The 17,521-nt window shown below is 56.4% G+C and carries 20 protein-coding genes; 4 read left to right on the top strand and 16 right to left on the bottom strand.

The window, feature by feature from the left end:
- Window positions 1–32: 32 nt before the first annotated feature.
- Complete coding sequence (locus HNR03_RS19805) at window positions 33–2,240, bottom strand: DUF1631 domain-containing protein (protein ID WP_259155349.1); 2,208 nt, start codon at window positions 2,238–2,240, stop codon at window positions 33–35.
- 283 nt (window positions 2,241–2,523) lie between these two features.
- On the opposite strand from HNR03_RS19805, the gene nadC reads away from it, so the two are divergent.
- The gene (gene nadC / locus HNR03_RS19810; RefSeq protein ID WP_222589744.1) at window positions 2,524–3,372 is read left to right on the top strand and encodes a carboxylating nicotinate-nucleotide diphosphorylase; all 849 of its coding nucleotides are present in this window, start codon (window positions 2,524–2,526) and stop codon (window positions 3,370–3,372) included.
- Between the two features lie 87 nt (window positions 3,373–3,459).
- On the opposite strand, the gene HNR03_RS19815 is transcribed toward nadC, so the two are convergent.
- Entirely contained in the window at window positions 3,460–3,765 is a 306-nt protein-coding gene (locus tag HNR03_RS19815; protein ID WP_077747454.1) for a DUF6388 family protein, read from the bottom strand.
- A 315-nt stretch (window positions 3,766–4,080) separates the two neighbouring features.
- Between HNR03_RS19815 and HNR03_RS19820 the strand changes: the two genes are divergently transcribed.
- Complete coding sequence (locus tag HNR03_RS19820; RefSeq protein WP_222589743.1) at window positions 4,081–5,010, top strand: hypothetical protein; 930 nt, start codon at window positions 4,081–4,083, stop codon at window positions 5,008–5,010.
- 132 nt (window positions 5,011–5,142) lie between these two features.
- Here HNR03_RS19820 and HNR03_RS19825 read toward each other — a convergent pair whose 3' ends face one another.
- Together HNR03_RS19825 and HNR03_RS19830 are read right to left on the bottom strand one after the other, a co-directional pair.
- Entirely contained in the window at window positions 5,143–5,658 is a 516-nt protein-coding gene (locus tag HNR03_RS19825) for a DUF2514 domain-containing protein (RefSeq protein WP_259155351.1), read from the bottom strand.
- A complete protein-coding gene (locus HNR03_RS19830) occupies window positions 5,655–6,188 on the bottom strand; it encodes a glycoside hydrolase family 19 protein (protein WP_259155352.1) in 534 nt (177 codons plus the stop codon). The genes HNR03_RS19825 and HNR03_RS19830 overlap by 4 nt, the downstream gene beginning before the upstream one ends.
- A 56-nt stretch (window positions 6,189–6,244) precedes the next feature.
- Here HNR03_RS19830 and HNR03_RS19835 point away from each other — a divergent pair, with 56 nt between their 5' ends.
- The gene (locus tag HNR03_RS19835; protein WP_259155354.1) at window positions 6,245–7,171 is read left to right on the top strand and encodes a hypothetical protein; all 927 of its coding nucleotides are present in this window, start codon (window positions 6,245–6,247) and stop codon (window positions 7,169–7,171) included.
- A gap of 231 nt (window positions 7,172–7,402) precedes the next feature.
- Here the strand turns inward: HNR03_RS19835 and HNR03_RS19840 are convergent, their stop codons facing one another.
- The 7 genes from HNR03_RS19840 to HNR03_RS19870 all read right to left on the bottom strand — a co-directional run bounded on the left by HNR03_RS19840 (window position 7,403) and on the right by HNR03_RS19870 (window position 13,355).
- Complete coding sequence (locus HNR03_RS19840) at window positions 7,403–8,506, bottom strand: acyltransferase (protein WP_259155355.1); 1,104 nt, start codon at window positions 8,504–8,506, stop codon at window positions 7,403–7,405.
- A 167-nt stretch (window positions 8,507–8,673) separates the two neighbouring features.
- Window positions 8,674–9,051, bottom strand: coding sequence for a hypothetical protein (locus HNR03_RS19845; RefSeq protein ID WP_259155356.1), 378 nt, complete (start codon window positions 9,049–9,051; stop codon window positions 8,674–8,676).
- Between the two features lie 6 nt (window positions 9,052–9,057).
- Window positions 9,058–10,425 carry a hypothetical protein gene (locus tag HNR03_RS19850; RefSeq protein ID WP_259155357.1) on the bottom strand — a complete coding sequence of 456 codons (1,368 nt, stop codon included), beginning with the start codon at window positions 10,423–10,425 and terminating at the stop codon, window positions 9,058–9,060.
- Between the two features lie 12 nt (window positions 10,426–10,437).
- A complete protein-coding gene (locus HNR03_RS19855; protein WP_259155358.1) occupies window positions 10,438–11,100 on the bottom strand; it encodes a DUF2612 domain-containing protein in 663 nt (220 codons plus the stop codon).
- Between the two features lies 1 nt (window position 11,101).
- Window positions 11,102–12,280 carry a baseplate J/gp47 family protein gene (locus HNR03_RS19860; RefSeq protein WP_259155359.1) on the bottom strand — a complete coding sequence of 393 codons (1,179 nt, stop codon included), beginning with the start codon at window positions 12,278–12,280 and terminating at the stop codon, window positions 11,102–11,104.
- A complete protein-coding gene (locus HNR03_RS19865) occupies window positions 12,281–12,634 on the bottom strand; it encodes a hypothetical protein (RefSeq protein ID WP_259155360.1) in 354 nt (117 codons plus the stop codon). It abuts the gene before it with no gap.
- 1 nt (window position 12,635) lies between these two features.
- Window positions 12,636–13,355 carry a Gp138 family membrane-puncturing spike protein gene (locus HNR03_RS19870; RefSeq protein ID WP_259155361.1) on the bottom strand — a complete coding sequence of 240 codons (720 nt, stop codon included), beginning with the start codon at window positions 13,353–13,355 and terminating at the stop codon, window positions 12,636–12,638.
- 11 nt (window positions 13,356–13,366) lie between these two features.
- On the opposite strand from HNR03_RS19870, the gene HNR03_RS19875 reads away from it, so the two are divergent.
- Window positions 13,367–13,777, top strand: coding sequence for a hypothetical protein (locus tag HNR03_RS19875; protein ID WP_259155362.1), 411 nt, complete (start codon window positions 13,367–13,369; stop codon window positions 13,775–13,777).
- On the opposite strand, the gene HNR03_RS19880 is transcribed toward HNR03_RS19875, so the two are convergent.
- The 5 genes from HNR03_RS19880 to HNR03_RS19900 are packed head-to-tail and all read right to left on the bottom strand — an operon-like array spanning window position 13,774 to window position 17,518.
- Window positions 13,774–14,739, bottom strand: coding sequence for a phage protein (locus HNR03_RS19880; protein WP_259155364.1), 966 nt, complete (start codon window positions 14,737–14,739; stop codon window positions 13,774–13,776). The two genes, HNR03_RS19875 and HNR03_RS19880, sit on opposite strands and share 4 nt — an antisense overlap.
- 2 nt (window positions 14,740–14,741) lie before the next feature.
- Complete coding sequence (locus HNR03_RS19885; RefSeq protein ID WP_259155366.1) at window positions 14,742–15,053, bottom strand: phage baseplate plug protein; 312 nt, start codon at window positions 15,051–15,053, stop codon at window positions 14,742–14,744.
- 4 nt (window positions 15,054–15,057) lie between these two features.
- Complete coding sequence (locus tag HNR03_RS19890; protein ID WP_259155368.1) at window positions 15,058–15,648, bottom strand: phage baseplate protein; 591 nt, start codon at window positions 15,646–15,648, stop codon at window positions 15,058–15,060.
- 1 nt (window position 15,649) lies between these two features.
- Entirely contained in the window at window positions 15,650–17,350 is a 1,701-nt protein-coding gene (locus HNR03_RS19895; protein WP_259155369.1) for a phage tail tip lysozyme, read from the bottom strand.
- A complete protein-coding gene (locus tag HNR03_RS19900) occupies window positions 17,351–17,518 on the bottom strand; it encodes a DUF6889 family protein (RefSeq protein ID WP_259155371.1) in 168 nt (55 codons plus the stop codon).
- Between the last annotated feature and the right edge of the window lie 3 nt (window positions 17,519–17,521).

The following is a 17,521-nucleotide window of genomic DNA, read 5'->3' on the forward strand; positions in this document are numbered from 1 at the left end:
CCAGTATGCCGCGATAGACCCTTGGGGCGCGATCACTTGCCGCGATTGAGGCGCCGCAGGTTGCCAAGCACCGACTCCAGGGCCCGGTCGAACAGCAAGGTGTCGTCCAGCGCCCGGACCGCGCCGCGACGAAATTCCAGGGCCAGGCCGATGCGACTGCGCTCCAGCACTTTCATCCCGGTGCGATCGACGAAAATATATTTTGCGGTGGCTTCGATAATTGCTGCCAGCTTGCAACGCAGGGTGTTTTCCTCGTCCTCCTGAAATTCGACCCAGGCGCCCAGACGCAATTGATCGACCTGAAGCAAGCCAGGATCGTCCGCCGGCAAGCGCACCGACACGCTATCGACCGGTCCTTCGTCAGCGCTGCGCAGTACGATTTCTTCCAGCACCTGGACCATCACCGGCGCCTCGACAGGCTGTTCGACGGCGTGCCCCGGAATTTCAAACAACTGAAGATGCAAGGTTTCCAGCTCACTGAAAAACTCACTGGTGGCGAACGGATCGAATGCCGAGGCGCTCAGCCCGTCGCGCAGGGACTTCAGCAACCCGGGCACCAGTGCCAACAACCGCATACCCGCATCTGGGTCGTCATGACGCTGCACGCTCCAGATCAATTGCTCCATGGTCTGCACATCGGCGTGCCACTCCGGGGAGTGTTCGCCGTGTTTGAGGCAGGTCAACAACAGCACTTTGCTCCAGGCTTGATGGACGAAGGCCACCACCGCCTGGGGCAGCACTTTGCCCAATAACGCCTGATTAAGCGCCTGCTCGACATGCTGGCGCGCCAATTCAGTCTTGGCGCGGCCTTCTTCGGCGTCACGGGTGCGCTGCTCCAGCAGCTCACTGCGTCGGCGCTCGTCGCTGGTAAAGGCGAGAAAATCCGCCAGCAGTTCGGAAAAAATGGCCGGGTCGTCGACAAAATCGTTCAACAGGCGCTGCACGACCTGCTCGATGCGCAGGTACAGGCTGTCTCGCTCATGGTCATCGCACTCACCCCAGCCCATGGCGGCTGCAGCGATTTCGTTGAGCAGACGCCGGGCCGGATGACTGGTGCGGCTGAAGAAGCTCTTGTCGAGCACCGCGACTTTGAGCATCGGGATTTGCAGACGGCCAATCAACGCCTTGAGGGTATCCGGCAGGTTGCGGTCATCGAGGATGCATTCAAAGAGCATGGCGATCAGGTTGATCACGTCTTCGTCGGCACCGTCGACCACGCGCGACTTGCCACTCTTGACGCTGACCCGGGTCAGCAGTTGTTCGAGCTGGTTACGCAAATCGAAATCGTCCTGCATCGTCAGCGCCGGCACGTATTGCTGCAAGTGCGAGAGCAGGCGCATCAGGTCGCGGGTAGAAATGGGTTGTGTCTGGGCACTGACTTCCAGGGTCGGCGCCACGCTGCCGCGCACGTGCAGCAGTAACTCCTGCAGCGCAGCGAAGACTTCCTGCACGCCCTCATCGAGCAGCGTGCTGCCTGGATGTTCGCTGGCCTGCACCGGCTCGGCATAGGCACTGGCCGTCGCAAGATCGGTGAAACGACGCATGGGGGCGGGCTTGAGGTCAGGCAAAACACCGGTCGCGATGAGCAACTGATTCGCTTCGGCATACAGCTGATCAGCGCTGCTGAGCACATAGCGATCGAACAGCTTGAGGATGATCAGCTTGACCTTGATTTCCACCCCGAGGTCGCGCCCGGCCTGCAAGAAATACTCACAGAGCATCGCCGGCCCCAACGGGTTGCGCTGATCGTCCAGGTCGTTGCCCAGCAACGCGCTGAGCCGGGCCGTCAGTTGGTCGAGGGCGAAACCGTCGCGGTTCAGCACTTTGCCGACCATGGCCTCCACCGCGATGCTGCGCTCAAGCTCGTCACTGGGTAATGCATCGGTGTCGAGCGCCAATGCCTGAGGCAAGGCCGGCCGGCTGCTGTCGTACTGAGAGAGGCTGACGAATGCCGCAAAGAATTGCTCGAGAAAACCGCGCTCAATGCTTTTTCGCTTGAGACGCAAGTCACGCATGGCTTCGAAAAAGAGGTTCTGTTCAACATCGCTGCGCGCCCGATCGGCCATTTCGAATAGCGTATCGTCGGCGTTATCGAACAGTTCCTGTAAACCATGCCGTAACTGTTGAGTGGCCTTGTCGCGAACCTGAAGCAGAATCACAGGCAGGCGGGCGAGTGGCGATTGTGTCGCCTGATCGGTAGCCGCCTTGCGCAAAGGCACTACATTCCCGTCGTTGTGCATCCAAGCCTCCAGAAACGGTGATTCTTCGAATAGTCGTAAACCCAACAGCACGTCAAAGCCATGACGTCAAAAGCAAGGCGGATTATCGGCAAAAGATGTCCGGTGTACCAGCAGACTCTATGCTTGCCATTGAATTAGACGCTTCTGGAAGACGCCGCCGTTGTGCCAATGACTCAAATGAATCGACCAAATGCAGGTTTGCAAGCGACGAGACGCCTCTGATGCCTTGGGTTGCTTCGCGCCATAGCCCTATAATCGGGCCACTTTGTTTGTGGAGCCCGTTATGCCGAATCTACGTCTCGCCGACTTGACCGCCGAAATCGAAGCCAACGTGCGCCGTGCGTTGCTCGAAGACATCGGCAGCGGCGACATCACCGCGCAGCTGATCCCCGCCGAGCGCCTGGCCAAAGCGACCATCATCACCCGCGACGCCGCTGTCATCGCCGGCACGGCCTGGGTCGATGCGGTTTTCCGGCAACTGGACCCTCGGGTTGCGGTGCACTGGCAGGTGCGCGACGGCGAGCGGGTCAAGCCCAATCAAGCGCTGTTTCATCTGGAAGGCCCGGCACGCTCGCTGTTGACCGGAGAACGCTGTGCGTTGAACTTCCTGCAATTGCTTTCGGGTGTGGCCACGCGCGCGCAGTACCTGGCGGATTTTGTTGCCAATACTCAGGTGAAGTTGCTCGACACTCGCAAAACACTGCCTGGCCTGCGCCTGGCCCAAAAGTACGCCGTAACCTGCGGCGGTTGCCACAATCACCGCATCGGCCTCTACGACGCCTTCCTGATCAAGGAAAACCATATCGCGGCCAGTGGTGGCATCCTCGAGGCCATCAACGCCGCCCACAAGATTGCCCCCGGCAAGCCGGTCGAGATTGAAGTGGAAAGCCTGGAAGAATTGAAAGAAGCCCTGGCAGCAGGTGCTGACATCATCATGCTTGACGAGCTGAGCCTGGACGACATGCGCGAGGCGGTGCGCCTGAACGGCGGCAAGGCGAAACTGGAGGCCAGCGGCGGTATCAACGAAAGCACGTTGCTGCCGATTGCCGAAACCGGGGTGGATTACATTTCGATCGGTGCGATGACCAAGGATGTGAAGGCTGTCGATCTGTCGATGCGGCTCAGCCTCTGAGCAGCTACGAGCGACAAGCTTCAAGCTTCAAGCTTCAAGCAGTTCTGCTTTGACTTGAAGCTTGCCGCTTGAAACTTGGAGCGGCCTTTAAACCACCAGATTGTTCATCTCGCAGTACTCTTCCCATTCGACGCCCAGGACCTCGGCCGCCTCTTTGTGCAGTACAAGGCGCGCGGCCTCGAACTCTTCCGGGGTCGACGTGTACTTGAGCGTCAGTTCCCACGGCTGCAAGCCCTGGGATTCCGCCTCATCCTCGAACGCCCACTGGATCTGGTCTTTCTGATCGTCGGCTGGCAGGTCCTTGATCTCTTCGGCTAGCTGGGGCGATTCCAGCAAGTACTTTTTCAGTGCTTCTTCGTGTCTGGCTTCTTGGGTCAATTCTTTAACGGTCATGTCGTTCTCGCTGATCTGGGGAATGGAAGATGGATCTGGATCATCAAGGATCTCTCTGACGCAAAAAACCGTTTGAAGCCCGGTTTGTCTGGCCTTCAGAACCATTCGGGGATCATCTGAAAACTGCAAGGTGGTACGTGTACAGAGTCCGAATATAGGACGTTTGTTCGACGATTTATACGGACTTTTACATCAAATCAACAAAAAAACCGTCGAGCAGACTTTCTGTAAATTTTCCCGAGCTACCCAGGAACAAGATTCAAAAGGTAAAGTCATAGCGATGTGCCATCTAGGCACTTCACAAGGAACCCGGTGATGCGTAATTTTCCAAAGCTTCCGTCCACCCTGTTTGCAACCGGCATGGCCACCCTGCTTCTTGGCAGCCTGGCACTGCCCAATACAGCTCAGGCCGGTCTGGAATACAAATCCGACAGCGCTTCTTCTTCCGACAAATTCCTCGCCTATCACTACAATTACGGCACATACGTGATGGTCAAATCCGATGTCAGTACGGATGACGTGGTAGGCCTGCAACGCGTCGTCAAAACCAATACAGCTGATATGGAAGCGCTGAAAAAAACCGTCAGTGAACAGGCGCGACTCATTGAAGAACTCAAGCGCAACAACGGATCGAGTTCCAACACCAACGCCAGCGAAATGGACAAACTCAAGCGTACGATCAGCGAGCAGAACACCGGACTGGTGAACCTCGCCAAAGCCGTGGACGAACTCAAACGCAACAGCAACGCGAACTCCAGCAGCTCCAGCTCCCATTCCAGCGAAGTCAGCGACCTCAAGCGCACGGTCAGCGAACAGGAGAACAGCCTGAAGAAGCTTGCCAGTCAGATGGATGATCTCAAACGCAGCAGCGGATCGAACGCCAGCTCAAGCTCCAGTTCAAGCTCCAGCGAAGTCAGCGACCTCAAGCGCACGGTCGGCGAACAGGAGAACAGCCTGAAGAAGCTTGCCAGTCAGATGGATGATCTCAAACGCAGCAGCGGATCGAATGCCAGTTCAAGCTCCAGTTCCGGCGAAGTGAACGACCTTAAGCGCTCGGTCAACGAACAGCAAAACGACTTGAAAAGGCTTGCCAGCCAGGTGGAAGACCTCAAGCGCAGCGCCGGATCGAGTTCCAGTTCAAGCTCCAGTGACCTGTCCAGTCTGAAGCGAGACGTCAGCTCCCAGAACAGTCAGATGGATCAGCTCAAACGGGCCGTGGATGATCTGAGCAGAAAGGTGAAATAAAAGGGGATGGTGCCCGAGACAGGAACCGCAATCAGGCATTTAAACCTAGCGATTACAGGGAAAATCCAGAGCAGGCCGTCGACGATGTACTAAACAATGTACTTTTTTCGATCTGCTGGACGAGCTTCCCTGTCATTTCCCAAGTCCATCGAAGGCCTGCTCACAGGTTACTCCACGGGCATGGCTTTGATCAGCAAATTTTGCCAGGTCACCCGCTCGCTCGTCAGCGCGCTTGAGCACGTCGGCAAGCACCAGGACGGCGCGGGCAGCTGCCTTGCTTGCGGCGGCAGTGCAGGAATTGCCGCTCGCCTCACTGGCTGCGAGTCGAGAGGCAAGGTTGTCGGCTGCCCCGCGCAGGCTGTCAGCAGAAGTGCGAGCGGCAACAGCATCAGCCGTCGCTTGATCGATGATGCGTTGGCCATCTTGAACCACCTTGTTGATTGATTGTTGGTAGGCCTGCTCTTTTGTGCGTTCGGCGGCCTCGTTGGTGGCCTTCGCCGCTTCGTCACGGGTATCGCGGGCATTCCACTCGGCCTGCCATTTGGCATCCATGACGTTCACGCCGTGGTGGTAGGCGCCGAACAGCGCTGCGGCCACCAGTGCCAGCGCAGCTATATAAGGAAGGATTCGCAGCAAGATGGAAGTCATGCCAGCACCGCCGTTGCCTTGGTCCAAAGACTCAAGCGGTCAGCCTGACCATTGAGGCCGCCATTGATGCGGCGGGTGATCCTGTCGAAATCTCCGGCATCAGCGAGCGTATTCAGCCCCTTCGTCGACCAGAACCAACCCGCGGACAAACAGGCGTACTGCGGCTGCTCGAGCAGCTCCGGTTGGCTGATCAGATCCAACCCCAGCGCTTCGCCGCACGCCGCGTAGTTCGCCCGGCCGGTGATCTGGATCAGCCCCCTACCCCGGTACTTGAAGCCGTCGCCCGCAACGGTATTGCCGAGGTCCGCCCGCCCCTCGTATTTGGACTGAGCCGGAGTTGGCCCCCAAATTTCTCGGACGTAGACCAACTGACCGGACTCATGTCCGATCTGGGCAATGAACGCAGCCACGCGCTTGAGGCCGACGATCTGGAACCGTTGCATGGCCGTGTTGAGTACAGGTGCAAAAACGCCGGCTCGTTGGCCGGCGTTCGGGAGGATCTGCAGCAACTGCTGCGTGGTAATTGGCATGGAGTTCTCCTTTGTTACACTGCGCGCCAAATCGGCATAAGAACGAGGGAAGACGCATGTTGTGGGAAAAGCTGGGGATCGTTTATGCGCCAACAGGCGAATTGGAATGGGCAAGGACGCACGCAATGGTCCCGACGCCCTTTCTATTAGATGAAAATACGATTCGAGTCTTTGTGACGCTCTGCGATGGTGGAATGATCGGGCGCCCAGGGTTCGTCGATGTTGACGCCAGGAACCCTTTGCGCGTCCTCCGCGTTTCAGAATCGCCTTTGCTCGACGTCGGCGCCCCTGGGAATTTCGACGACCATGGATTGGTTACCTGCAGCGTTACTCGCGGGCCAGATGGTCGGCTATTCCTTTACTACGCCGGGTTTGAACTTTGCCAGACTATTCGCTATCGGTTGTTGACCGGCGTAGCTGTCAGCGATGACAACGGTGAGACTTTTCGTCGCGCAAGTGAAACAGCCGTATTGGAGCGTAGCGCGGACGAGCTCTTCTTTCGTGGTGGTCCTTTTGTCATCTTTGATGGCGGCATATTCAAAATGTGGTACGTCGCCGGTTCAGAGTGGGAAGACATAGACGGCAAGCAGATGCCCGTCTATGAACTTCGATACTTAGAATCCCCCAATGGGATCGACTGGGGCCCCAAAGGCGAAACGGTCTTGCCAATAACCGGGCCTGATGAGCATGGGTTCGGACGTCCCTGGGTCACAAAAAACGCAGATGGCAGCTCTTCACTTTTCTATTCGGTGAGACGTCGCTCCTTGCGTGCGTACAGAATGGGATACGCCACGTCAGCCGACGGCAGACAATGGGACAGGAAAGATGAAGAGCTTGGCCTCGATGTGACTCCAGGGTCTTTCGACTCAGACGCCATTATGTATGCCGCCACAATCTCTGTTCACGGCAATACATGGTGCTTCTACAACGGCAACGGTTTCGGCGAGAACGGGTTCGCTGTGGCGCAACTGATTCAAGAATGATGTCGTGAAGGTTAGGTTCCTGGCGCATACGCAGGCCGTACAGGAAGCGTTTGCGTCGGATAACCCGCTGGTGCGCTCAGGATCACCAGTATTGCCTTTCGGTATGCCGCCCAGTCGGAAGATATAGCAACAGCACTCTCACCGAATCTGCTGCAGGGTGATGGTCATACTTTTCTCCAGGCCTAAATAAGCCCGCAAAAGCGGGCTAGTGAAGTAAAGGTTTATATACAGCTATGCGAGGCGGCTCTGAATAACTGTAGATCGCTCTTTCAAGCGCAAGAACGGGCGCTCAAGTAATCGATACGAGACGTCAGCCAAGCCAATGGTTATCAGGATGCCGAGAGCTAGTTTTCCAAGCGCGGAGTCCAGGCCAGTGCGCCGCATGATTTCTTCCGACGCCCACAGCGCAAATATATGGAATACGTAAATCCCATAGGAGATTTTACCAAGATGCCGCATCGGCTTTAGCGAAAGTAGTTTTGCTGGAATGGTTGACTTGTCGATTGCAAAGATCAAAAGACAGCACAATACGCCGGTCATTGGGTACCCAACAACTTCCGACATACCCGATAGCCCTGGAGGACCAAGGTGCAAGGCTATACCTATAATCAAGAAGGCGCAGGCGAAGCCAGATAATGCGAGCCAGAAGCTCTTGGTCGCATTGCTGCCAACACCAGTGCACAGTCCCAAATAAATACCGAACAGAAAAGTGTCCGCCCGCAATGGCGAAACCCAGATATACGGGTGTTCGCGTCCTAACAGGACGACAGAAATCCTGATGACCATAAAGACTATAGATGACAGCACCAGTATCTTTGCCAGTCGTCTCGAATCCATCTCACGAAAATACGCTGCGATGAAAATCGGCATGACCAGATAAGCCTGCTCCTCAAGCGCGATAGTCCATAGATGCGCTGCGAAAGGGAAAGGCGAATACGAATGCACCGAAGCGGCGAGGTTTTGTGTAAAGGTCAAGTGTGCTAAGTACCAGCCACTCAACTCCTGAACACTCAAGACATTATTGGATATCCCGTAAATGAGTGAGGCGGTAATGAAAAACAAATATAGCGGCCAGATGCGAAGCATCCTTCTAACGAAGAACTTCTTTATATCGACAGCACCAGTCGCCACATACTCCAATTGAAGGAGACGAGACAAAAGGAACGCACTAAGTACCAAGAACAGATCTACGCCAAACCAGCCGAGAAAGTTCTTAAATCCCACGAAAGGCTCTTCCATGAGCGTAGGGCCGTGGTGGACTACGACTGCTAATGCAGCAATTGCGCGCAGTCCATCTACCCACGGCAAATAGAAGGGTTTGCTGTTGACGACCATCCCTAGCACCTATCAGAATTTTTGCGAATCGTTTAGGGCCGGGATGCTACCTGATATTCACTCGATCCGCCTCGTCTCTATCCTGGGTTCAGCTTGTCAGATCTATCGGTCATGCGATGGCGGCCCACCAAGCCGCCTCCTGGCTGCTTTTGTCTTGATCGAAGAGCTTACGTCCCGGCAGGATAAGCTGGCTTTATCGGAAGCTCCTGAGTTGCATCCCCTGACTCGGCGCCGACTATTGCGCGCAGCGCCTTCCGGTATGAAACCCAATCGGAAGGTACGGAAACGGCATTCTCAGCGCAGCGGGTAATGGTTACATCCGAACCATCAAGTGCTGCCTGAGCCTGTAGTTTTAAGTCGCTCCACGAAGGCTTGGCCGGATCGTGAGCTGCGTACACCGCTTCAACTCCAGATATTACCGATGCAAGAGTATCCGAGAAGAACTCAATGGTTCCGTCAGGGCTCCATGTAAAGTGCTGCCCTACAAGCCCGCCATGCGCTGTCAATTCTTCAATGAAGGAAGGGCCGATTAATTGTTTCGTCATTTTCGATCACCCGAATAAATTGACAGAGTTTTGGATGTTATTAATAGCTAGGGTGCCGCCGTTGACGCCTACAGAAGTAAAGCTCGTAGCGTAGTGATACCCCTCGGAAATACCGCCCAGCGCGCCATGTGTTGACATGGTCATGTTCCAAGTTGGTTGCACAACGCACGCTACCCCTGGTCCATATTGAACTGTGCCATCAATATAAATCTGATAATTCAGCTGCGTAATTGATGGCGTGCCGCTGGATTGAGTGAAACTTCCGGAAAGCTGCGCAATTGGGATATCGTCTGCCCATGTCAAAAACTGAGCTCGGAGTGTGGATGAAGTCTCCGCAGCACTCGTATTCGTAAAACTGAACGGCCCGGCTTGAGCGGCATCAGAAACGATCTTTCTCCGGTTGAACCAGTTCAGGCACGTGCGAATGGCCGCAGAGTCAATAAACTGTGTGGACGCATTCGTGTACACCATCCCGACGAGCGTCAGGGTCGTGTCTCCTGTTTTTGTCTCCACGCCGTTTGGCGCTTGGCTATGGCCGGTGGTGGACAGCGAGAGCGTCGGTGCTGCGGTGGTGCCCCCGAGGTAGACGTAATAGAGCGTTGAGGCGGTCAGGCCGCTGGCTGTGTAAGTGACTCCGGCCGACGGGAGCTGCAGCGGCACGCCGTTGACGATGACGTTGTTGCCGTTGTAAGGCTTCAATAAAAGCGTTGTAGTGCTGCCTACAGAAAGCCGGCATTGCCCATGCCCAACCTGGCCCAGCTGCACCGCATGTTGGCTTTTCGCGGCGGGTGCGACTTGGGATGCCCCACCCAGCGACTCGATGACGATCCAGGCGCCGTTACCACTATTCACGCCAGCCTGCACCAGGTACATCAGAACAGCCACGCCCACCGGAAGCTCTCCGCCCTGAAGCGGTTGAAGGCCAAGCCCGTAAATGGGTTTTGCAGCGAGACCATCAGGGGCGTAGGTGGATGCTCCGGTGTTGGCGTTGGCGATATTTACGCGTTGTGAGTAGCCAGTAGCAGGTAATGCAGTCAGTGCGGGAGCATTGGCTGCCGCGTAAGTATTTGCAGTTCCTGTGTCGGTCAGGATTGTAGATTGGCGAGTTGCCGCACGGATTGCCGTCAACAGGTTAGCTACAAGAGTGGCCGTTGTTCCGTCATCAACAGCGTTCTGTCCGGACTGATCAGCGATGAACTGGCCCAAAACAGCAGCCATGATTGCCGATTGGCGCCACGCCTTGTTGAGCTGTGCTGATACCGCGGTGCCGGCTGAAAATCCAGTAGATCGAGCGGCAAGAGCCAGGTAGTCAGCCTGAGTCATTACGTTCGCGCCCACGGCGTTGCCGAACGGCAAAAAGTCATTCGTTGGCATAAAAACCCCGAGTTATGAGTAGATTTTTCCCCAGCTTCCTTGGTCGAAGCCAGCGATATATTGGTTAGAGACGTCGAACCCGAAGAGTGGGCCGTCGGCAGTTGGGGCTATGTAATATTTGACGCCCACACTCTGCGGCTTGAGTGGGATGTAACCACCAGTGAGGAGTGCCAACTCGATCGCGCTTGGCGACTTGCCGGCAACACCGATAGTGATCGTCATGTCCTGGTTGTCTTGGATGAACACCAGCGAATTACCACTGAAAACCAGATCAAAAATTTCCTTCGCGTGAGGCAGCGTGCCATCCCAGTGGTTTGCCCCGATCTTTGCCCTGAGCAGTGTTCGATAAGTCTCATTGTCGAGAGTGGTGATACCGCTATCGGGATCAAACGGCCCCTTCCATGCACCTTGATCAAACCCGAGACCGGGCGTGTCCAGCGCGAAATAGACATTGGTCAGCGGTGTAGCGATGTTCCTTGATACCCCAACCCACAAGCCAACGTCATCGAGCTGGGCATCAAGGGCGCCATCCAGATCGAACGCTGCAGGCAGTCCAGCTGAAGCCAAGTTGGCGTCCAGGAAGCACTGCGCAACCATCTGGACCATCGCCATGAATTTCGGCTTGTCGGAGTGTTGGCTGGTTATTTTTCCTGTGTAATCCGTGATGTCGGCCATATCAGGTCACCGTCAGGACAATGCTCGCAGGCGTACAAGTTGCCGCCTGATTGAATGCGAGAGGCACATCAGGAGTTCCTGCACCGCCAGGTCCTGAAAGCGTAAGGGCAGTCAATTTGAACGTGTTGCTGCCTGGAATGCTGTTGGCGACAGTAAGCGCGTCTGCCCATTCAACGGTGCCGCTTGGTCCGCCGCCAATGGCAACCTGGTTCACGTAATCGGAAATAGCTTGCTGACAGGCCGCGCCGGCTGCGGATGTGTATCCGGGCAAAGCCTTGATGGACACCGTTCCCGTGATGGCAGCATAGGTGGGCCTAAAAAAGTTGATGGTGATTGGAATGCCGTAGGCATCGGGCACGGTCACAGAGGTCGTCCCGTATGTCCCTCCGCCAGGGCCTTTCTTGGAGGCGATTGCCATCGCTATAGCTGTTGCATCGCCGCCCTCAACAATCATGGCCAAGTGATTACCAGGGATGCCGTTTGCATCGGTAACTTTGGTGTCGTTGTCATAGGGGGCATACCTCGTAACCCCGGCGACTCCAGCCACCGCACCGACTGTACCCTCAAGCACCGTGCGCGATGGAAGGGCCGTAGATGTTTTCTGCCGGCTGCGCAGCGCTGCATCAGTCTCGACCGGGGCACCAGCCGTCGCATTACCTACGTTGTTCACGCTTTGCCAGCCCCTGGTGGAGGTCACAATCTTGTTGATCTGGCCAGCGCCGGCAGTGATCGCGCCAACAGATGTGCAGATGGCCGTGACGATAATCATCCCTGACAGTGGAATGATTACGGTCGCTGGCAGAGCCCATTTGTAACCTGCCAGATCCTGAGCAATGCCGTTGGTGATGACAGTCCCGGCCTGACCGATGATCGTGAGATCGGCTTGCGAATTCGTGGGTATCGCGCGTGCAATGCCGTTGATCTTCACGTTGCTCGATAGCGCGGCTTTCTGAGCTGTCGAGGGCGAGAACGACAAATAAGAGCCAATGGTTGCGGCGTTGGCATCACTGGCGGCCAGGGCAATCACGGCGAGAAATTGACCGTCCTGCGAATCCGCCTCAAGGTAAGTGTCAGCGCCGTAAATCGATCGGTATTTCGACTGTAGATAGGCCAGAATTTCGGCATACGTTGGCGCTGTGATGCCTGTCGCGGTGATCGTCGCTGCAGTTGGAGAGGCCATTTAGAGTGTCTCGCTGATGGTCGTCTGCCCGTAGTCCGTGGTGACTTCCACCGTCGGTGTGAATTTCCGGGTATCGGGGTCGACATTGCTGTCGTAACTGTCGATCTGGGTCAGGCCTTGAGTGCCAAGAATTCGCTTTTGAATAGCGCCGTCACGAGTAGCTGCTGTTCGCTCACCCAGAACTTTCGACTTCCATGGCATACCCTCTGTTTTGTCGAGGAACCACTCGCCTTGATCAAGCTTCAACCTGGTGCTGACCGCCTGCGCCACTGTCTCCGGGGAATCGCGGTGGAAGTCGGCTTGCTGGTTGCCGAATGAATAGTCGCCATTGGCGTCGAGCTTTCGGTAGCGCATATCAGCCGCCCTTCACCGTCGTGGTCATATGGGTGTTGTCCATTTGCTGGTTGGGAGCCCCAGCGCCCGCTGATGCGTGGGTGTGAGTATTGAAAAGAGCCTGGAATGCCTCAGTAACAAACTTCAGCAAGGTCTGGCCAGCCGCGGCCAGATGGATAATTGGCGCGGTCACAATTGCGGAGGTCGACGACGTGACATTGACTGGGGCAGTGGTTGTGATGTTGATCGTGTGCGTGGCTGAGTCGACCTCAACAAACGCTGCACCGTCGTCGGTGCGCAACTGGGCTGCCGTGGTGCTGATGCTTGGAATCACCCTGGGTAATGATCGAAAGCCCAGCAGCGCGAAGCCGTCCGAAAGGTCGTGCATGCGTAATTCGGGCTGCACCTGTACGCCACCTGACTGCCACCAGGCGTCAATGCAGCGAGACGAGAACACAACCAGGCATTCGTCCTCTTCCTTCACAGGAAAGGTCAGGATGCATCCGCCACCTGCTGGAAACTGAACCGGGCAATCAACCAACAACGGCAGCTCTATACCAGTTACCGCTCCTGTCTCGTCCCGGATCTGTCCGATGATTGCCGGCTGAACCGTGCAAGTCATAGACTCCGGATCGAAGGACTGGATAATTCCCGGGATGGCTGTCTGCAATTTCGACTGCCACCCACCAAGAGCGACCGTCAGTGCGACAACGGGGTCGTTCATACGCTCGCGTGAATCCATGGAGAGTCACCATGAGAAAGTTGATTTTGATTGGCATGCTGATAGCGCCGGCGATGGCCAGCGCTGAAATCGTGTACGTGCAAACCGCTAAGGGGCATCAGTGCATCGGGGATAAATTCCTTATCGCCGCACCACAGGAGGTGCTCTACCAGGACCGTCAGTGCGACCTGCCGCTGGCCCACGCAAAGGACATGCGCGCCTACACGTTTGCGAGCGGCGCGGGGCCGGCCTTAGCCCTCAAGGGATGCTGGGGCAAGCATTTGGACGGCTCGTATCTGGTCGTAAGGCAGGATGGTAGCGAGAGCTTTGCGCCCCCCAACGCCTACGTCACCGCAGTCCTGGCTAAAAGTGGAACCGCGACGGTAACAGCGTCACCGAACCAAGGCTCTCGCTATGCCCAGGCCGTTGGGATGTGCCCTTAACCGTACGGCTTGACCGATCCGACTGGGCCGACGCCGCCCGTTTGAGGCAGCAATCCGAGAGGTACCGTTGAATCGATCGCAAGGCAAATGGTGTCGGTGTACCAATCGTTTCCACGGGTGTCTCCGTAGTGGTCGACAACAAATGCTTTATAGAACCCGTCGTCCGCAATCTTCGCCTGTTGCGCAACAAAGTTGTTTGATGTGCCTGCATTGACACTCAGGCCAAATCGGTACTGCTGAATGCTTGAATTGTCGATGTGTAGCTGCTTGCCGATCCGTATCCCCGGGTTGAGTAGCGTTCGAACGTTGATGCCGTTCTGCGTTTGCTCCGGCAGACCAATCATGCCGGTGGCTGAAGTGATGACGACCGCTTCACCTGGTAGATAGGCATTGTTCGGTATCAGCGTCAGCTTCCCGTCTTGAATGCTCCAGCTCACGTCCTGCGTTTTGCCAAGGATGTCGAGAAAATCTCGAGTCATCCCATAGAAGACTTTCCCGCGCGGAAGCTTGTTGGTCGACAAGGCCGGTGACTCGCCCATCGTAATGCCGCGGGATGCCATCGACTGTAGAACCTGCTCAAGGTGATCCTTCGCCGTCGAGCCTGCCGCAAGCGTCACATTCATCACAGCGAAGTTGTAGGCGCTATCGCCATCCGCCGCCGTGAGGTCGAGGTAGGTGTCGGTAGGGCTCTCCCGCCCGCGCCTGGCCTGTTTGATCGTTCCGTCAAAAATGATCCCGTAGCTGCCTGCGTACCCAGCTTGAAGAACAACCCGGGTGAACTCCCGCTGAACCCACTTCACAGTGTTTTCGCTCAGGTTATAGATCCGGATGTCGGCTGAGTTGGGGGTTCTGAAGTCACCCCGACGGACCGCAAACCGAATGCGCATATCAGAAAGATCGAGCGCCTTTTCATCGTTGCCGATCTTCAGGCTGATTTTTCTCAGGTACTGGGGAACGCTCATTGTTACTCCGTGAACCAGTAGAGGTGCGATCCGACGCCCAGGTTATCGAACGTCGGCACAGCATCAGGATCGTCTGTGGTTTGCACCCAAAGCACACCGTTGAACCCCAGATAGGCGTATTGCTCAAGCAGGTTGACGCCAGTTACCAGAGGTATTCCCTGAATAATCGGGTTGCCGCTGATATCGGAAATATCCACCACCCAGCCCAGACCCTCGGCGTTCCGCCACTGCACGGTGAACCTGTATTCAGTGCCGGATAACGAAACGGTGAAGGTTTGAGAGTTCGGCGTCAGCGGGATTTCAAAGTTGGCCATGGGCTTATCCGTTGGGTGGCTGCCATCCGCCAGGCGCTGGGACACCGACTACTACCTGCTTTGTGCCGGTGTCCGATGTTTCAGCGGTCGATTCCGGCTGCGCCTGGTCATCCTTGGGCGGCAGCGTTGTCGCCTGGGTTTCAGTAATGAGGATCTGCTTGAACACCGCCGTCACCATCAGCGTGTATTCACTGGTTTGATCAGTGGTTACGCCAAGGCTGCGCATCAGCATGTTCGTGTAGAGGCGCTTCCCCGTTGCGACATCGAACGGTACGCGTGACTCCTGCAGCGCCAGTAGTTGGTTGTAAATCCCGGAAACATAGTCGGAGCCGAACGCATCGCCGCCCTGAAGTGCCGTGATCAGGCCCTTCACACCACCGAGCACACCGGCAAGGCTGGCATTGCTCCAGCCGCATCGGATCAGTAGATCCGGCGGCTTCTTGAAGGCGTGGTCGGTGATGTTTGCCCCAAGCTCGACAGGGTGCTCGGTGATGTGCAGCTCGTCGTTGCCAATTTCCTCCAGGGTTACGTGCGCAACGATGGTGTCGATCGAGCGCTTTGGATCGATGGTGATGAAGCCTGCAAAGTTCGGCATGTCATTGCACCGCCGTATTCATGTTGCGGACGATTTGTTGGTTGACTTGGTTCTGAGCCCCACTCACCGCTGTCGCAGTGCTGGCAGGGTCGGAGGCACCGTTGACGGTGATGTTGGTCGTCTGGTTGAGCTGAGCAGCCAGGGCCCCGCGCGCCGATGCTTCGCGCTCCGTATCCTTCGGCCGCTCGTAGTGGCGCGATACAACAGCGCCAGCGTCCTCGGCGTTTCGAGTAGCTTTCAGCAGGTTACCGGCCTTCTTTTCCGCCCCTTGGGTAAGTTCGTAATGGACAAACTCAAGTTGCTTCACCAGGTCAGCACGGTCGTCCTTGATATCGAAACCAGCCCACTTCTCAAACTCGCGCTGGCGGTCGTCATGCCACTGAGCAACACCACGGGCGCGGCCCCAATCACCTCGGGCTTTCGGATCGAAGTTGCTTTCGGCGGCCAGGTTGGCCGTGATTCCGGCGGATTGTTCCTTCGTCCACCCCATCGACTCGAAGAAGTCAGATACGAAGTTCGACTTGTCCTTGTCGACGTCCTGACTTTTGCGCCAGGCATCAACCATGGTGCGCTCGCGCTCGGCCTGCTCTGGTGTTTGCTGCTCTTCAGGCGGGAGCCCCTGACTTGCCCTGATCTTCTTGACGATGTCGTCCTCACCGACATTGAGCGAAGGCGAATAAAGCATTGCAGCAGCGCCGGTCAGTGGCGTAAGGATGGCAGCAGCACCGGAAAGGCCCCCAATTGCGCCCCCCAAACTTAGAAACGATCCGGCCAGCCGTGCAATGCCGCTGACAAGCGATAGCGCACCAAGCGCATTTAGCAGCCCGAGCAAAACGATAATGCGAGTGCTCCAGCCGTCTGTAGCCTCATCAAGTTTGACGAAGAAATCCCAAATCTTCTGGAGGTACGGGCCCGACTTCTCGGCGAAATCAATCAGCTTGACCGCGATATCAGCAATCCGGTCCGCGATCATCGGGCCGTTCTGCTGGAACAACACCGAAAAGCGCTGCAGGTCTGGTCCCAGCTTGCCCATCAAGGCCGCCTGGACCTGAATCGAGAACGTTTCGAACTGCAGCCCAATGCCTCGCAGCACCTCCATGAACGAGTGCGCGTCCTTGGTGGCCTGGTCTAGGCCGCTGTCCTTGAGCTTCTTCCGATTCTGTTCAAGCTTGGCGCCAAACTTATCGTCCATGGCGGCACGCAACGTGCGCTCATCGATGCCGAGCACGCCAGCATATTGATTCGCCTGGTACCACGGCATCGCCTTGAGCTTCTGGCCGATGCTGACCAGCATGTCGGCGGTGTCTTTCAGGTTGCCGTTGGCATCACGCGTCTGAACCCCGATCCCTTTTAGAAAGTCTTCGCCGCCCGGGTTGTCGCGAAGAAATTTGGCGATGCCCTCGATCGAGCCGCGGGCCTCATCCGCTGACGCGCCGAGGTCGCGCGCGGCATACTCGGCTGATTTCAGGCTTTCAGCTGATGACCCAACCCTTTGGGATGCGAAATACAGCCCCTCAAGGTTGGACGCGAAAGCCGATACACCCGCCGCTACCGTGAGCGATGCACCAGCGATTACCGTCACCAGCGTGATAACGCTTTTGGTTGCGGTGTCGATACCGTTTACAAATTCCCTCGAGCCCTTCGGATCAACCTTGAACCCCAGGCTGACCAAGAACTCTTTTATGACGTCTTGATCGGCCATTTAATTCTCCAAAGCCCTGCGCATCCGCTCCTTGTTTTCGGCGCGGACCAGTATCGAATCATTCATTTTTGCGATGTCGGAAAGGTCTAGAGTCCCGTCAAGCAGGGACTCATAGCGGCACATGCCTTCATGGATCGGCATCAGCAGAAAGTCTTCACCGTTGGGCATCTT

It is taken from the genome of Pseudomonas sp. JAI111 (assembly GCF_024809425.1).
In the GTDB taxonomy this organism is placed as follows: domain Bacteria; phylum Pseudomonadota; class Gammaproteobacteria; order Pseudomonadales; family Pseudomonadaceae; genus Aquipseudomonas.

Excerpts from the sequence above, each read along its gene's own strand:
- HNR03_RS19805 (WP_259155349.1), bottom strand. The coding sequence starts at position 2,240 with ATGCACAACGACGGGAATGTAGTGCCTTTGCGCAAGGCGGCTACCGAT.
- nadC (WP_222589744.1), top strand. The coding sequence starts at position 2,524 with ATGCCGAATCTACGTCTCGCCGACTTGACCGCCGAAATCGAAGCCAAC.
- HNR03_RS19815 (WP_077747454.1), bottom strand. The coding sequence starts at position 3,765 with ATGACCGTTAAAGAATTGACCCAAGAAGCCAGACACGAAGAAGCACTG.
- HNR03_RS19820 (WP_222589743.1), top strand. The coding sequence starts at position 4,081 with ATGCGTAATTTTCCAAAGCTTCCGTCCACCCTGTTTGCAACCGGCATG.
- HNR03_RS19825 (WP_259155351.1), bottom strand. The coding sequence starts at position 5,658 with ATGACTTCCATCTTGCTGCGAATCCTTCCTTATATAGCTGCGCTGGCA.
- HNR03_RS19830 (WP_259155352.1), bottom strand. The coding sequence starts at position 6,188 with ATGCCAATTACCACGCAGCAGTTGCTGCAGATCCTCCCGAACGCCGGC.
- HNR03_RS19835 (WP_259155354.1), top strand. The coding sequence starts at position 6,245 with ATGTTGTGGGAAAAGCTGGGGATCGTTTATGCGCCAACAGGCGAATTG.
- HNR03_RS19840 (WP_259155355.1), bottom strand. The coding sequence starts at position 8,506 with ATGGTCGTCAACAGCAAACCCTTCTATTTGCCGTGGGTAGATGGACTG.
- HNR03_RS19845 (WP_259155356.1), bottom strand. The coding sequence starts at position 9,051 with ATGACGAAACAATTAATCGGCCCTTCCTTCATTGAAGAATTGACAGCG.
- HNR03_RS19850 (WP_259155357.1), bottom strand. The coding sequence starts at position 10,425 with ATGCCAACGAATGACTTTTTGCCGTTCGGCAACGCCGTGGGCGCGAAC.
- HNR03_RS19855 (WP_259155358.1), bottom strand. The coding sequence starts at position 11,100 with ATGGCCGACATCACGGATTACACAGGAAAAATAACCAGCCAACACTCC.
- HNR03_RS19860 (WP_259155359.1), bottom strand. The coding sequence starts at position 12,280 with ATGGCCTCTCCAACTGCAGCGACGATCACCGCGACAGGCATCACAGCG.
- HNR03_RS19865 (WP_259155360.1), bottom strand. The coding sequence starts at position 12,634 with ATGCGCTACCGAAAGCTCGACGCCAATGGCGACTATTCATTCGGCAAC.
- HNR03_RS19870 (WP_259155361.1), bottom strand. The coding sequence starts at position 13,355 with ATGGATTCACGCGAGCGTATGAACGACCCCGTTGTCGCACTGACGGTC.
- HNR03_RS19875 (WP_259155362.1), top strand. The coding sequence starts at position 13,367 with ATGAGAAAGTTGATTTTGATTGGCATGCTGATAGCGCCGGCGATGGCC.
- HNR03_RS19880 (WP_259155364.1), bottom strand. The coding sequence starts at position 14,739 with ATGAGCGTTCCCCAGTACCTGAGAAAAATCAGCCTGAAGATCGGCAAC.
- HNR03_RS19885 (WP_259155366.1), bottom strand. The coding sequence starts at position 15,053 with ATGGCCAACTTTGAAATCCCGCTGACGCCGAACTCTCAAACCTTCACC.
- HNR03_RS19890 (WP_259155368.1), bottom strand. The coding sequence starts at position 15,648 with ATGCCGAACTTTGCAGGCTTCATCACCATCGATCCAAAGCGCTCGATC.
- HNR03_RS19895 (WP_259155369.1), bottom strand. The coding sequence starts at position 17,350 with ATGGCCGATCAAGACGTCATAAAAGAGTTCTTGGTCAGCCTGGGGTTC.
- HNR03_RS19900 (WP_259155371.1), bottom strand. The coding sequence starts at position 17,518 with ATGCCCAACGGTGAAGACTTTCTGCTGATGCCGATCCATGAAGGCATG.